Below are 13,983 nucleotides of genomic sequence, written 5' to 3' on the forward strand. Positions count from 1 at the left end.
CCCTACGACAGCAAAGGAGTGATTGTGGCCCGGATTTCGTCCCTGGCGGACGCGGTGGCACAGCTCGTCCACGACGGCGACGTCGTCGCCCTCGAGGGTTTCACGCACCTGATCCCGGTGGCTGCCGGGCAGGAGATCATCCGGCAGCGCCGGCGCGAGCTGACCCTGGTCCGGATGACCCCGGACATCGTCTACGACCAGCTGATCGGTGCCGGCTGCGCGGCCAAGCTGGTGTTCTCCTGGGGTGGCAACCCGGGAGTCGGTTCACTGCACCGGTTTCGGGACGCGGTCGAGCATTCCTGGCCGCACGCACTGGAGATCGAAGAGCACAGCCACGCGGGCATGGCCAACCGGTATGTCGCGGGTGCGTCCGGCCTGCCGTTCGCGGTGCTGCGCGGCTACGTCGGTACGGATCTGCCGTCGGTCACCGAAACCATCAAGCCGATCACCTGCCCGTTCACCGGTGAGCAGTTGACCGCGGTGCCCGCGATCAACCCGGATGTCACGGTGATTCACGCGCAGCGCGCGGATCGGGCCGGGAATGTGCAGCTGTGGGGCCTGCTCGGCGTGCAGAAGGAGGCCGTGCTCGCCGCGCGCCGGAGCCTGGTCACCGTCGAGGAGATCGTCGACGAGCTCACGCCCATGCCGGGCGCGATCGTCCTGCCCGCCTGGGCGGTGACCGCGGTCGCCGAGGCGCCCGGCGGCGCGAGTCCTTCCTACGCGCACGGGTATTCCGAACGAGACAACGCCTACTACGCGGCCTGGGACGAGATCAGCCGGGATCGGGGACGATTCGCCGACTGGCTCCAGGAGCACGTGTACGCCGACATCGCAGGGAGCGTGGCATGACCGAGGTGACCTCGGACCAGACGATGACCGTCGCGGCCGCGCGCGCATTGCACGGCGGCAAGCGGTGCTTCGTCGGCATCGGATTACCCTCCACCGCAGCGAATCTCGCGCGCACCACGCACGCGCCTGATCTGGTACTGATCTACGAGTCCGGCACGCTGGGGTCCAAGCCGGGCCGGCTGCCCGCGTCGATCGGCGACGGCATCCTCGCCGAGACCGCCGACGCGGTGATCAGCGTGCCGGAGGTGTTCAACTACTGGTTGCAGCCCGGACGCATCGACATCGGGTTTCTCGGTGCCGCGCAGTTGGATCGGTTCGGCAACATCAACACCACCGTCATCGGCGACTACCGCGACCCCAAGGTGCGGTTGCCCGGGGCGGGCGGGGCGCCGGAGATCGCCGCGTCCTGCGGTGAGGTGTTCGTGGTCGTCCGCCAATCGCGCAAATCCTTCGTCGAGCGAGTCGATTTCGTCACTTCGTTCGGACACGGTCGTGGTGGTGGCGAGCGTGCGCGGCTCGGGCTGCGGGGCGCGGGACCGACCCAGGTGATCACGGATCTGGGCATCATGCGACCGGATGCCAACGGCGAGTTGGTGCTCACCGCGACGCATCCGGGAGTGACCGTCGAGCAGGTGCGTGCCGCGACCGGTTGGGAGCTGAAAGTCGCTGCCGATATGGAGGTTACCGAGCCACCGACCGCCGCCGAACTCTCGGCGCTGCACACCTTGCAGGCGGCGTCATGACCGGCGCGTTCCTATACGACGGTGTACGAACACCTTTCGGCCGCTACGGTGGAGCACTCGCCGGCGTCCGCCCCGATGACCTTGCCGCTCACGTCCTTCGCGCCCTGACCGAACGCACGGACCTGGATCCGTCGACGGTGGACGACGTCATCTTCGGTGCGGCCAACCAGGCGGGCGAGGACAACCGCAACGTCGCACGAATGGGCGCACTCCTCGCGGGCTGGCCCACGTCGGTGCCCGGCACGACCGTAAACCGTTTGTGCGGTTCGAGTCTGGACGCGATCCTGCACGCTTCCCGGTCGATCGAGACCGGCGACGCCGCACTGGTCGTCGCGGGCGGCGTGGAATCGATGAGCCGCGCACCATGGGTGATGACCAAGCCGCTCAGGGGATTCCCGGCCGGCGATGCCACCCTGCATTCGACCACCCTTGGCTGGCGCATGGTCAACCCGGCGATGCCAGAAAAGTGGACGGTGTCCCTGGGCGAGAGCACCGAGCTGCTCGCCGATCGCTTCGGCATAGCTCGCCCGGCACAGGACGAATTCGCCACGCGCAGCCATCAACTCGCCGCGAAGGCCTGGGACAACGGCTTCTACGACGACCACGTCCCCGCCGTCCCCGGCACCGAACTCGCTCGTGACGAGACGATCCGCCCGGACACGACGGTGGAGACCCTCTCCCGATTGCGGCCCTCGTTCCGCGAGCAGGGAACGGTCACCGCGGGCAACGCCTCCCCGCTGAGCGACGGCGCCTCCGCGCTGCTGCTCGGCGACGAGTCGGTCGCCGCGCGACTCGGCCGGGTGCCGCTGGCCCGGATCGCCGGACGCGGCGCGGCGGGCGTCGATCCCGACGAGTTCGGCATCGGCCCGGTGCAGGCGGCACGAATCGCGTTGCGCCGAGCCGGCATCGGCTGGGACGACATCGGCGTGGTCGAGCTGAACGAGGCGTTCGCCGCGCAATCCCTGGCCTGCCTGGACGGATGGCCCGACCTCGACCCGGAGCTGGTGAACGTCAACGGCGGCGCGCTCGCCCTCGGCCACCCGCTCGGCGCGTCCGGCGCTCGCCTGGTCAACCAGCTGGCCCGCGAAATGCGGCGCCGCGGCAGCCGATGGGGACTCGCCGCACTGTGCATCGGCGTGGGACAAGGCCTCGCCGTCGTCTTGGAGGCAACATCATGAACGCTCGACCGTGCGCGTCGCCGCACCTGACCGGCTACCGCCGGGACCCGGCCGGAACCCATCCGCCGCTGGACTTTTCGGACTACACCTCCACGGTCCTGCGCCATCCGCGCGAATCGCTGATCCTGCTGCCCCAACGGCTGACCGAGCTCACCGGCCCGGTGTTCGGCTCGGATCGGCTGGGCCCCAAGGACAACGACCTGACCGCGCAGCACGCGGGCGAGCCGATCGGGCAGCGCATCATCGTGCACGGCCGACTGCTCGACGGCGACGGCAGGCCGATCCCGCACTCGCTGATCGAGGTCTGGCAGGCCAACGCGGGCGGGCGCTACCGGCACGACCGTGATCGCTGGAACTCCGCGTTGGACCCCAACTTCGACGGTGCCGGGCGCACTTACACGGATGCGGCCGGGCGCTACGAGTTCACCACGATCAAGCCCGGCGCCTATCCGTGGCGCAACCACCACAACGCGTGGCGCCCGGCACACATCCACTTCTCGCTGTTCGGGCAGGCCTTCACCCAGCGCCTCGTGACGCAGATGTACTTCCCGGACGACCCGCTGTTCTTTCAGGACCCCGTCTACAACTCGGTGCCCGAGCACGCGCGCGAAAGGCTGGTCAGCCGTTTCGATTACCAGCGCAGCGAGCCGGAACAGGCCCTCGCGTTCGAGTTCGACATCGTGCTGCGGGGTCGCGACGCGACGCCGTTCGAGGACGAGGAGGACGACGATGACTAGCGTGGGCAGCACCCCGTCGCAGACCGTCGGGCCGTATCTGCACATCGGGCTGATCGAGGCGGACGGGCCGTTCGCGGTCCCGGCGGGAACGCCTGGCGCGGTGTGGATCCGCGGGCGGGTGTTCGACGGAGCGGGTACGGCGATCGACGACGCGATGGTCGAGACCTGGCAGGCGGACCTGGGTGAATCAGCGGGTGGGAGAGCAGGGTTCGCGCGCAGCGACACGCGACAGGGTGAATTCGCGCTCTACACGGTCGTTCCCGGCCCGGTGTGCGACGGTGCCGGCGGGTTGCAGGCGCCGCACCTCGACATGTCCGTGTTCGCCCGCGGGCTGCTGCATCGTCTGGTCACCCGGGTCTACTTTCCCGAGCACGCGGACCGGCATGCGACCGACCCGGTGCTGGCGACGGTGCCGCCGGAGCGCCGGGACACGCTGCTCGCGGTGCGTGCGGGCGACGGCTATGTGTTCGACGTGCATCTGCAAGGCGCGGGCGAGACGGTGTTCTTCGATGTCTGAGCCGGTCGAGGTCCGCCATATCGTCGACGGACCTGAAGAGGGTCCGGCCGTCGTCCTGAGCGGGTCGCTCGGCAGCGATACGCGGATGTGGGAGCCGCAGGTCGCCGCGCTCACCGAGGCCGGCTATCGGGTCGTGCGCTACGACCATCGCGGCCACGGCGGTTCCCCGGTGCCACCGGGTCCGTATTCCCTGGCCGATCTCGGTTCCGACGTGCTCGCGCTGCTCGACCGGCTGCACATCCGCCGGGCCCATTTCGTCGGCCTGTCCCTCGGTGGCATGGTCGGCATGTGGGCCGGCCAGCACGCGCCGGACCGGCTGCGCACCCTGACGCTGTGCTGCACCTCGGCCGAACTCGGCCCGCCCAGCGGCTGGGCCGACCGCGCCGCCGTCGTTCGCGCGCACGGGACCGGAGCCGTCGCGGAAGCCGTTGTGGGGCGCTGGTTCACACCGCGGTGGCGAGCCGCCCATCCCGAACTCGTCACCGGTTACACGGACATGGTCGCCGCCACCGTGAGCGAGGGCTACGCCGCGTGCTGTGCGGCGATCGAGACGATGGACATCGCCCCGCGCCTGGCCACGATCAGCGCGCCGACATTGGTGATCGCCGGCGCGGACGACCCGGCGACCCCACCGCCGCATGCCGAACGGATAGCCGACGCGATCCCGCTGGCTCGCCTCGAAACCGTCGGTCCAGCAGCACATCTGGCGAATGTCGAACAGCCGGACGCGATCAACGACCTGATTCTCGGCCACCTGAAGGAGAATTCGTGAACGAGCGCGCGCAGCAGGGTGCACAGGTCCGGCGCGAGGTCCTCGGCGACGCGCACGTCGATCGCGCCGCCGCCAAGACCACCGAATTCACCCGTCCCTTCCAGGAATACATCACCGAGGCGGTCTGGGGGGCGATCTGGACCCGCCCGGGCCTGGACCGGCGCACCCGGAGCTGCATAACCCTCGCGGTGCTCACCGCCCTGGGCCGGTCGGAGGAGATCGCGATGCACGTGCGCGCCGCGATCGGCAACGGGGTCACCGCCGAGGAGATCGCCGAGGTCCTGCTGCACACCGGCGCGTACGCCGGTGTGCCCGCCGCGAACGCCGCCTTCGCCATCGGCCAGCGGGTGCTCGACGAACTCGATGCTCAGGAGGGCTGAGGCAGGGCGATGTATTTGGTTTCGAGGTACTCCTCGATCCCCTCGGTGCCTGCCTCGCGGCCGAGGCCGGATTCCTTGACCCCGCCGAACGGCGCGGCGACGTCGGAGATCACCCCGCGGTTCACGCCGACCATGCCGGTCTCGAGCGCCTCGGCAACGCGGAAGGCACGGTCGAGGTCCCTGGTGTAAATGTATGCGGCGAGCCCGAATTCGGTGTCGTTGGCGGCGATGATCCCCTCCGTCTCGCCGTCGAAGCCGGTGATCGCGGCGACCGGGCCGAACACCTCTTCGCGCAGAATGCGCGCATCGGCCGGCACGTCCGCCAAGACGGTCGGCTCGTAGAAATAGCCGTCGCCGGCGATGCGCCGTCCGCCGGTGGTGACTCGCGCACCCTTCGCCACGGCGTCGTGCACCAGCTCGGCGACCGTGTCGCGTTGCTTCTCGCTGATCAGCGGCCCGACCTGCACCCCGTCGAGGTACCCCGGGCCGATCTTCAGCGCCCGCATCCGGGCGGTGAGCTCGGCGGTGAACTCCGCGCGGATCGCGTTGTCGACGTGGAACCGGTTTGCCGCGGTACAGGCCTCGCCGGTGTTGCGCATCTTGGCCGCCATCGCGCCGTCGACCGCGGCATCGAGATCGGCATCGGCGAATACGACGAACGGTGCGTTGCCGCCGAGTTCCATCGAGGTCCGCAGCACGCGCGTAGCCGATTGTGCGAGAAGGATTTTGCCGACACCGGTCGATCCGGTGAAGGTGATCTTGCGCAGCCGGTCGTCGCCGAACATCGGGTCGGTGAGCGCGGCGGCGTCTGCGGTCGGCAGGATCGACAGCACACCGGGTGGCAATCCGGCGTCGGCGAAAACCTGACCCAGCAGCAGCATGGTCAGTGGCGTCTCGGCGGCGGGCTTGACCACCATCGTGCAGCCGGCCGCGAGCGCCGGGGCGATCTTGCGGGTGCCCATGGCGAGCGGGAAGTTCCACGGCGTGATGGCCAGCGTCGGTCCGACCGGCTGCTTGGTGACGATGATGCGGCCGGTGCCCGATGGTGCGTGGGTGTAGCGGCCGTGCACCCGGACCGCCTCCTCGGCGAACCAGCGCAGGAACTCCGCGCCGTAGCTGACCTCGCCGTAGCTCTCGGCCAGCGGCTTGCCCATCTCCAGGGTCATCAGCAAGGCGAATTCGTCGCGCAGCGCGATCACCAGTTCCCAAGCGCGACGCAGGATTTCGGCGCGCTCGCGCGACGGCGTCGCGGCCCAGGCGGCTTGCGCTCCGGCGGCGGCGTCGAGCGCGCGGGCGCCGTCGACGGCCGACGCGTCGGCCACCTCGATCAGTACTTCGCCGGTCGCGGGATCGAACACCGGGAACGTGCGTTCCGCCGGTACTCGCTTGCCGCCGATCCACAGATCGGCGGGTACGGCGGCGAGCAGTTCGGCCACCTCAGGCATGCTCGGCTCCGATCTCCGCCACTGCCGACAGTGTCTTGTCCAGCCGGTCGGCCAACTCGACGATGACCTCCGGTGTGCTGTTCAGCGGGGGAGCCACCAGCACCGAGTTGGTCGCCGGGCCGATGCCCGCCGTGCACAGCACGAGCCCGTTCGCTCGGGCGGCAGCGATGATCCGCTTGTTGGTATCCGCGGGCTGATCGGGCTGGAGGTGCAACGCTCGCATCAACCCGATACCCGACTGATCCGACAGCAGTGCCGGATAGCGGTCGCACAGGGTGGTCAACTCGTCGGCGAGCAAACCACCCATCATCGCCGCATTGCTCAGCAGCCCTTCGTCTTCGAGGACACTCAGTACCGCGTTCGCCGCCGCACAGGCGAGCGGGTTCGCGGACATGGTGTGCCCCAGCACGATCGGCCCCAGCGGTTCCGCGATCGCCGCGGTGACGGATTCGGCGACCAAGGCGACCGCCAGACTGGTGTAGCCACCGGTGACACCCTTACCCGAGGTCAGAATGTCGGGAGCAATGCCGGAATGGTCACAGGCCCACCACTTCCCGGTGCGCCCGAACCCGGACATCACCTCGTCGGCGATGAGCACGATTCCGTTGTCTCGCGTTTCCCGCCGCAGCCACTGCATCGTGTCGATGTCGATCGGCGAGGCCCCCGAGGACGCCCCGCCGAGCGGTTCGATGACGACCGCGGCGACCTTGGACGTTCCGACGGCGAGCATGGCCTGCGCCCACTCTTCGTGCGTGGCTCGCCGCCGGCCGGGCTTGGGGCGCACCAGAACGCGGTTCGCGCGCGGACCCAGCAGCGGCTCCACCGACGGGTCACGCTTGCCGGGACTGCCGGTGATGGACAGCGCCGCCGCCGTCATCCCGTGATAGCTGGGCTCCTCGGACAGGATGACCGTGCGCTGCGGCTTGCCCCGCCGATGCTGATAGGCGAAAGCCAGTCGCAGCGCGCATTCGTTGGCCTCGGACCCGGAATTGCTGTATTCGACCGCAGCCGTCCTGGCCGGCGCGATCGACAGCAGCCGCCCGGTGAGCCGCGCCGCCGGATCGTTGCGGAACTGCGTGCGGTGCACGAAAGTCAGCTGCCCGAGCTGAGTTTCGATGGCTTGCAGCACCTTCGGATGCGCATGCCCGACATTGACGTTGAGCACGCCGGAAGAGCCGTCGAGATAGTCGTTTCCGTCGGCGTCGTAGATGTAGGGACCCTGCGCCCGGGCGGCGATGGGCAGGGCGGTGCGGCTGGGTGCGGTGGCCGGAAAGGGAATCATGCTGGCTGACGGTCCTTTCGAATGAGCACGAGCAGCGCGGCCGCGACCAGGGTCGCGGCCAGGCCGAGGAAGCCGGTCAGGCCGGCGAAGGCGGCGCTGCCGACGGTGAGCGTGCCGAGCAGGGTGGTGCCGATCGCGATGCCCGCGTTCATCATCGAGTTGTTCCACGCGACGACGGACGCCCGCTGAGTCGGGTCGGCCGAGGAGAGGTAGGCCTGCTGGCTGGAGTAGAACGCTCCGCCGAACACGCACCACAGGGTCAGCGCCGCCAGCGCGAGCAGCAGGTTGTCCGCGGTCAAAGCCACTGCGGCGCAGGGCACGAACGCCGCGGCGGCGGCGACCGACACCCACACGCCGCTCACCTTGCGCCGATGCAGGTGGTCCAGGATGGTCCCGGTGCTCAGCGAGCCGATCAACGATCCGGCGCCCACGAGCAGTCCGACGAGACCGAGTGTGTTGAGGCTGAAGCCGAATCGCTGCGCGAACAGCACCCCGACGAAGGTGTAGGCGCCCAGGCGACCCGCTTGCAGGAACAGAGTCGCGATGAGCCCCAGGCTGATTCGTGGCTGCGTCCACGGCGCCAGCAGCGCCGTGAAGCCGCGCGCCTTCCCGGTCGCCGGGATGTGGTCCAGCCGCAGGTACAGCACGGCCGACACGGCCAGCATCAGCACGCCGACGGCCAGGAACGGCCACCGCCAACTGGTCAGCGAGGCGAGACCCGCGCCGAGCGGCACACCGAGCACCTGGCCGAGCGAATAGACGCTCGCACCAAGGGAAATCACCCGGCCACGCCGGTGCTGCGGTGACCGCTCGGCGAGATAGGCCCAGATCGCGGGCGCCGCGATCGCTGCGCCGAGCCCGGTGATACCGCGACCCGCGATCAACATCGGCAGCGAACTCGCCGCCGCACAGGCGAGGTTGCCGAGCATGAAGACCAGCGAACCCAGCAGGATCGACCAGCGTCGCGGGTACCGGTCGGCCAGGATGCCGAACGGCGGCCCCGCGACGGCGTAGACGAGCACATACGCGGTGACGATGGTGGCCGAGGCGGCCACCGACGCGTGCAACGACTGGGCGATACCCGGCAGCATCGGTGCGACCAGGTACATTTCGGCGCCCATGAGGAAGAACGCGGCGTAGAGAAGAATGTGCTGAGCCCACGGCGTCGGGGGCTCAGCATCCGCCACCGGATGCAGGCTCCGGGGTGGCTTCGGGGCCGTCTCGACACTCATACCGAAACCTTCTCCAGCGCTTCGTGATTGGCGATCGGCAGGACCGGACGGCGAGGCAGGTTCAGCCGCGACCAGACGGTGTCGATGATCTCGGCGAAGCGGTGCACCGCCGCGGGACTGTGGACCGGCGACGGATTGATCCGGAGGCGCTCGGTGCCCCGCGCGACGGACGGGAAGTTGATCGGCTGGGCGTATTGCCGGTATTCCTCGAGCAGGATATCGGCCAGTTCTTTGCATTTGTACGGATCACCTACGAGCACGGGGACGATATGGCTTTCGGTGGACACCAAAGGGATTTCGGCATCGGTGAGCAGATCCTGGAGCAGTCGCGCCCGGTGGTGCAGCAGGATTCGCTCGTTGTCGGATTCGCGCAGATGCCGCACGCTGGCCAGCGCGGCGGCCGCGAGGGCGGGCGGCATGGCGAGGGTGAAGATGAAGGCCGGCGCGAAGCTGCGCACCGCGTCGAGGATCGGCGCCGGGCCGGTCAGATAGCCGCCGAGTGTGCCGTACCCCTTGGCGAAAGTGCCCATCAGCAAGTCGACCTGGTCCGCGCAGCCCATGTGGGCGGCCATGCCGGAGCCTTCCGGACCGTACATGCCGACCGAGTGCGCCTCGTCGACGTAGACCAGCGCGCCGTGCTTCTTGGCCACGGCACACAACTCGGGCATCGGCGCGACATCACCGTCCATCGAGTAGATCGATTCGAAGGCAACGATTTTCGGACGATCCGGGTCGGTGGCCGAGAGCAGCTCGTCGAGATGGGCCGGATCGTTGTGCCGGAAGATCTTCCGCTCGGCGCGCGAGGCGCGCATGCCCAGGATCATCGACGCGTGGTTCTGCTCGTCGGAGAAGAAGATCGCCCCGGGCAGTTCCTTGCCGAGCACGCCGAGCACGGCGTCGTTCACCGCGTAGCCGGTGATGAAGGTCAGGCCCGCCTCCTTGCGATGCAGCTGTGCCACTTCACGTTCCAGCAGGATGTGGGTGTGGTTGTTGCCGGAGATATTGCGCGAGCCACCCGCCGCGACACCCGAGCGATTCACCGACCGGTGCATGGCCTCCACGACGGCGGGGAACTGGCCCATGCCGAGGTGGTCGTTGCTGCACCACACCGTGATCTCGCGCAGCCCGTCGCGGTGGTGGTGCACCGCGTGCGGGAATCGCCCGGCCAGGCGTTCGATTTCGACGAATGTCCGGTACTGACCCGACGCTCTGATGTCGTCGATTCTGCGCTCGAAGAAGGCCGTGTAGTCGAATGCCATGGGAGTCTCCGTTTTCTCGAAGGGTGTTATCGATTGAGCTGCTGGTCGATGAGGTGGTCGGTGAGGGCCGGATTGGTTTCCCAACCGGTGATCGGGGGGTAGGCGTCGGAGTCGGTGATGATGTCGAGGACGGTGGTGGCCGGATCGACGATCGCCTTCGACAGCGCTTCGCGCAGTTCCACATCGGTGTGGATGGTGTGCCCGTGCGCACCGCAGGCGGCGGCGATCTGGGCGTGATCGACGTGCCCGAGTTCGACGGCCGAGGTGGGCCTGCCGAACTGGACGATTTCGGCGTGCTTCTGATAACCGAGGATGGAGTTGTTCAGCACCAGCACAACGACATCCAGGTTCTCCCGGACGGCGGTCTCGATCTCGGCCCAGCAGTGCGCGAAGCCGCCGTCGCCGACCAGGCAGATGACCGGCGCGGACGGGCGGGCCGCCTTCGCGCCGAGCGCCAGCGGCAGACCCCAGCCGAGGCCGGCCATGCCGCGCGGCAGGAGGAAGCGCTGGCGATGGGTGGTGGCGCGGACGTAGTTGGCCACCCAGATCGAGGAGTAGCTGGCGTCCGCGACGACGATCGCGTCGTCCGGCAGCAGCGTGCTGATCTCGTCGGCCACCCGTTCCGGGCGCAGCGGCCGCGCCGTCGAGGTGCGCACGGCCGCGGTCGTGGTCTCGAATTCGGCGCGTGACCGGGCGATCTGTGCGGTGACGGCAGGCCGGTCGGCGCTGCGCTTACTCAGGTCGAGTTCGCGAAGTGCGGCCGCGAGATCATCGATGCCGGACCGGACGTCACCGACCAGGCGCAGCGACGGGTAGTTGCGGCCGATCTCGGTCGGGTCGATGTCGAGATGGATGAAGGTGGCGTCCGGCGGGAACAGGCTCCAGCCGTCGGTGCCGTTCTCGTTGGTCCGCGACCCGGCCAGCAAGACCGTGTCCACCTGGCCGATCCATTCGCGCATGCCGTGCGAAACCCCGTGCGGCCCCATGTAATTGCCGATCACACCGACACTCAGGTCGGCGGTGTCGGGGACGACGCCCTTGCCCATGGGCGTGGTCGCGATCGGCAACGAGGCCAGGTCGCTCAGCCGGGCCAGCGCGGCGCCCGCGTCGGCGGAGACCGCGCCGCCACCGGCCACGACGAGTGGCCGCTCGGCATTGGCCAGCAGGTCCGCGGCGGTGCGGACGTTCGCCTCGGGCGGGCGGATCCGGTCGAGGGGGAACACCGTCGGGCCGAGATTCCCGGGGGTGGGCGGTGCGGCCAGTTCGAGGACGTCCTTCGGCAGCATCAGCACCGCGGGACCGGGTCGTCCACTGGTCGCGGCCCGGAAAGCCGCGTCGAGGTAATCGTGCACCCGGGTGGGATCGTCGAGCCGATCGAACCATTTGGTGCAGCCGGAGAACAGACTTTGGTGATCGATCTCCTGAAACGCGTTTTTGTTGCGAATCGGGCTCGGCACGTCCTGAATGAGGGCGACCACTGGAATGGAGACCTTCGCGGCCTCGGTCAGCGGCGGCACGAGCAGCGTCGCCGCCGGGCCGTTCTGCGCGACCACGACGGAGCAATGCCCGGATATCCGGGCGAATCCGTCGGCCATAGTGCCGCCCGCGTTTTCCGTGCGATAAACGATCTGGCGGATGCCCAGATCCTCGGCCGCCAATACCAGCAGCGACGGCAGGCTCTGACCGAAGAATTCGGATATCTGCCTGGCTCGAAGATTCTCGGCTATGGCGGCGGCGACTGTCGGCATCGGGACACCTTCTCGCGGTAGCGGACGTGGACTGGATCGGTAGCTACAGTCTCGGCCCGCGAAGATCGCCAGGTCCAATACGTATTTACTTCCCGTTGATAAGAAACTCTTATCTGGCTAGGCTGACCGCGTGGACGACCTACGTCGCGTGCGTTACTTCCTGGCAGTTGCCGAGCACCGACACTTCGGTCGCGCGGCCGAGGCGCTGCACATCACTCAGCCCGCGCTGTCACAGCAGGTCAAAGCGCTGGAGAAGGAGCTGGGCGTCGAGCTGCTCGCCCGCACCGGCCGCGGCTTCGTCCTGACACCGGCCGGTCTCGCGTTGCAGGCGGGCGCTCAGCAACTGCTCTCGGCCGCCGCGGACCTGGAGCGGACGGTCCGCGCGCGGGCGTCGGGCACGGCGGGTGAGCTGAAGGTCGCCTTCACTCGATCGGGCTCCGACAGCGATATTTCCCAGCGCATAAGATCCTTCCGGAAGGAATTTCCGGACATCGATGTGTCGACGATCACCGGCTGGACATCATGGAATCTCGACCTGCTCGAATCGGGCGAGGTCGACGTCGCGTTCGTGCGCGGCAATATCACCCATCCGCGAGTCGAAACACACCTGATCGGGCTACAGGAAGCCGCCGTGGTGGTTTCCAAAGGGCACCCGCTGGCGGATAAAGACGCGGTGGAAATCGGCGACATCGTCGACGAGCCGATCGTGCTCTGGTCCCGGCAGACCGGACCGGACTTCTACGACGAACTGGTCACCCATATCTGGGGTGACGGCGCGCCGAATCTGGTCGCCGAGGAATCCGACGCCGAACAGGTCCTCGACCTGGTGTCGAGCGGCACCGGAATCAGCGTGCTGGACCGCAAACGCGCGACCCGCATCGCGCACGAAAACATCGTCGTCATTCCGTTCGCCACGAACCCGCCGCAGATCGCCATTCGGATCGCCTGGATGCGTGGCTCGGACGCACCGGCGCTCGCGCATTTCCTCGAATGGTGGCGCCGCGCTTAACCGTGCCGGGTGCGCCGGACGATGGTCGCGCCGCGCACCGTGGTGAGGATCGTGACCACCATGATCGTCAGCAGCTGCATGATGTTCCACGCGACCGGGTCGGGCTTCGGCTCGGCCTCCGCCAAAGACGCCGCCGCAGGCTGGGTTCGGGCCGGCGGAAGCTGCGGCGTGACCGGCTCGGGTTCGGGCTCCGGCGTCGGCGCCTCGACCGGCGGCGCCTCGAACACCGGCACCGCGACCGCCGGTGGAGCGAGCTGCAGCGGCAGACCGGGGAACGGCGGCAGGATGTCGCGCGGCCACAGCAGGCAGACCAGCCCGCTGCCGGTCGCGGCACTACCGACCACCACGCTGCCGAGCGCCGACCCGCTGGAGCCGAGCAGGCCGTGTGAACTGCCGGTCACGAGGCCGAGCAGGATCAGCGCGCCGCCCACCGCGACGCTGCCGGTGCACGCCGTCCGGACGTCGTCGGAATCCGGATCGGGCAGTTGGACAGAACCTTCGAGCCCGAGCCGCGGCGCGGCCGCCTCCTCGATCGGGGCCGGTGCGGGTCGGCTGGCCGGCCCGAGACCTAGTGGCGCGCCCGCACTTGCGCTGCCGGCCGATCCGCTGCCGGCGGACGCACTGCTCGGGCCGAGACTCAACTCGTTCCCGGCGAACGCGCTCCCGGTATCGATCTCGGCCGGAGCCGCACTGCCCGTGGTGATTTCGCCGATCGGCAGCCAGTCCGGCGGTAACGGGTCCGCGACCGCGGACTGGCCGGCGAGCAGCATCGCGGTGACCGGCAGCGCCGCCGCGATGGCGAGTCCTCTGGTGTGTGCCATGCGCGCACATC

14 protein-coding genes are annotated in these 13,983 nt (G+C 68.9%); 8 read left to right on the plus strand and 6 right to left on the minus strand.

Translation table 11 applies throughout. The features are described from left to right. Nucleotides 1–24: 24 nt before the first annotated feature. From ACFYO1_RS32170 to pcaC, 7 genes are read left to right on the plus strand one after another with little or no spacing between them, the layout of a single operon-like run. Nucleotides 25–849, plus strand: a complete 825-nt coding sequence (locus ACFYO1_RS32170; protein ID WP_387239278.1) for a CoA transferase subunit A — start codon at nucleotides 25–27, stop codon at nucleotides 847–849. Further along, nucleotides 846–1,592 (plus strand): CoA-transferase subunit beta, encoded by a 747-nt coding sequence (locus ACFYO1_RS32175; protein ID WP_387239281.1) that lies wholly within the window; start codon nucleotides 846–848, stop codon nucleotides 1,590–1,592. The genes ACFYO1_RS32170 and ACFYO1_RS32175 overlap by 4 nt, the downstream gene beginning before the upstream one ends. After that, nucleotides 1,589–2,770, plus strand: a complete 1,182-nt coding sequence (locus ACFYO1_RS32180) for a thiolase family protein (protein ID WP_387239284.1) — start codon at nucleotides 1,589–1,591, stop codon at nucleotides 2,768–2,770. The genes ACFYO1_RS32175 and ACFYO1_RS32180 overlap by 4 nt, the downstream gene beginning before the upstream one ends. After that, nucleotides 2,767–3,507 (plus strand): protocatechuate 3,4-dioxygenase subunit beta, encoded by a 741-nt coding sequence (gene pcaH, locus ACFYO1_RS32185; RefSeq protein WP_387239287.1) that lies wholly within the window; start codon nucleotides 2,767–2,769, stop codon nucleotides 3,505–3,507. The genes ACFYO1_RS32180 and pcaH overlap by 4 nt, the downstream gene beginning before the upstream one ends. Next, on the plus strand, nucleotides 3,500–4,024 hold the full coding sequence (pcaG, locus tag ACFYO1_RS32190) for a protocatechuate 3,4-dioxygenase subunit alpha (RefSeq protein ID WP_387239290.1): 525 nt from the start codon (nucleotides 3,500–3,502) through the stop codon (nucleotides 4,022–4,024). Before pcaH ends, pcaG begins: the two co-directional genes overlap by 8 nt. Then, complete coding sequence (pcaD, locus tag ACFYO1_RS32195; protein ID WP_387239293.1) at nucleotides 4,017–4,796, plus strand: 3-oxoadipate enol-lactonase; 780 nt, start codon at nucleotides 4,017–4,019, stop codon at nucleotides 4,794–4,796. Before pcaG ends, pcaD begins: the two co-directional genes overlap by 8 nt. Continuing rightward, on the plus strand, nucleotides 4,793–5,176 hold the full coding sequence (gene pcaC / locus ACFYO1_RS32200) for a 4-carboxymuconolactone decarboxylase (protein ID WP_387239296.1): 384 nt from the start codon (nucleotides 4,793–4,795) through the stop codon (nucleotides 5,174–5,176). The genes pcaD and pcaC overlap by 4 nt, the downstream gene beginning before the upstream one ends. On the opposite strand, the gene ACFYO1_RS32205 is transcribed toward pcaC, so the two are convergent. The 5 genes from ACFYO1_RS32205 to ACFYO1_RS32225 are packed head-to-tail and all read right to left on the minus strand — an operon-like array spanning nucleotide 5,164 to nucleotide 12,142. Next, a complete protein-coding gene (locus ACFYO1_RS32205; protein WP_387239299.1) occupies nucleotides 5,164–6,621 on the minus strand; it encodes an NAD-dependent succinate-semialdehyde dehydrogenase in 1,458 nt (485 codons plus the stop codon). The two genes, pcaC and ACFYO1_RS32205, sit on opposite strands and share 13 nt — an antisense overlap. Beyond that, complete coding sequence (locus ACFYO1_RS32210) at nucleotides 6,614–7,903, minus strand: aspartate aminotransferase family protein (RefSeq protein ID WP_387239302.1); 1,290 nt, start codon at nucleotides 7,901–7,903, stop codon at nucleotides 6,614–6,616. The genes ACFYO1_RS32205 and ACFYO1_RS32210 overlap by 8 nt, the downstream gene beginning before the upstream one ends. Beyond that, complete coding sequence (locus ACFYO1_RS32215; protein ID WP_387239305.1) at nucleotides 7,900–9,135, minus strand: MFS transporter; 1,236 nt, start codon at nucleotides 9,133–9,135, stop codon at nucleotides 7,900–7,902. Before ACFYO1_RS32215 ends, ACFYO1_RS32210 begins: the two co-directional genes overlap by 4 nt. Beyond that, a complete protein-coding gene (gene hemA, locus ACFYO1_RS32220) occupies nucleotides 9,132–10,394 on the minus strand; it encodes a 5-aminolevulinate synthase (protein ID WP_387239308.1) in 1,263 nt (420 codons plus the stop codon). Before hemA ends, ACFYO1_RS32215 begins: the two co-directional genes overlap by 4 nt. Nucleotides 10,395–10,420: 26 nt before the next feature. Next, the gene (locus tag ACFYO1_RS32225) at nucleotides 10,421–12,142 is read right to left on the minus strand and encodes an acetolactate synthase catalytic subunit (RefSeq protein WP_387239311.1); all 1,722 of its coding nucleotides are present in this window, start codon (nucleotides 12,140–12,142) and stop codon (nucleotides 10,421–10,423) included. 130 nt (nucleotides 12,143–12,272) lie between these two features. Here ACFYO1_RS32225 and ACFYO1_RS32230 point away from each other — a divergent pair, with 130 nt between their 5' ends. Further along, a complete protein-coding gene (locus ACFYO1_RS32230; protein ID WP_387239314.1) occupies nucleotides 12,273–13,151 on the plus strand; it encodes a LysR family transcriptional regulator in 879 nt (292 codons plus the stop codon). Here ACFYO1_RS32230 and ACFYO1_RS32235 read toward each other — a convergent pair. Continuing rightward, entirely contained in the window at nucleotides 13,148–13,972 is an 825-nt protein-coding gene (locus ACFYO1_RS32235) for a hypothetical protein (protein ID WP_387239317.1), read from the minus strand. The genes ACFYO1_RS32230 and ACFYO1_RS32235 overlap by 4 nt on opposite strands. Between the last annotated feature and the right edge of the window lie 11 nt (nucleotides 13,973–13,983).

This window comes from Nocardia sp. NPDC006044, from assembly GCF_042871115.1.
GTDB lineage: Bacteria > Actinomycetota > Actinomycetes > Mycobacteriales > Mycobacteriaceae > Nocardia.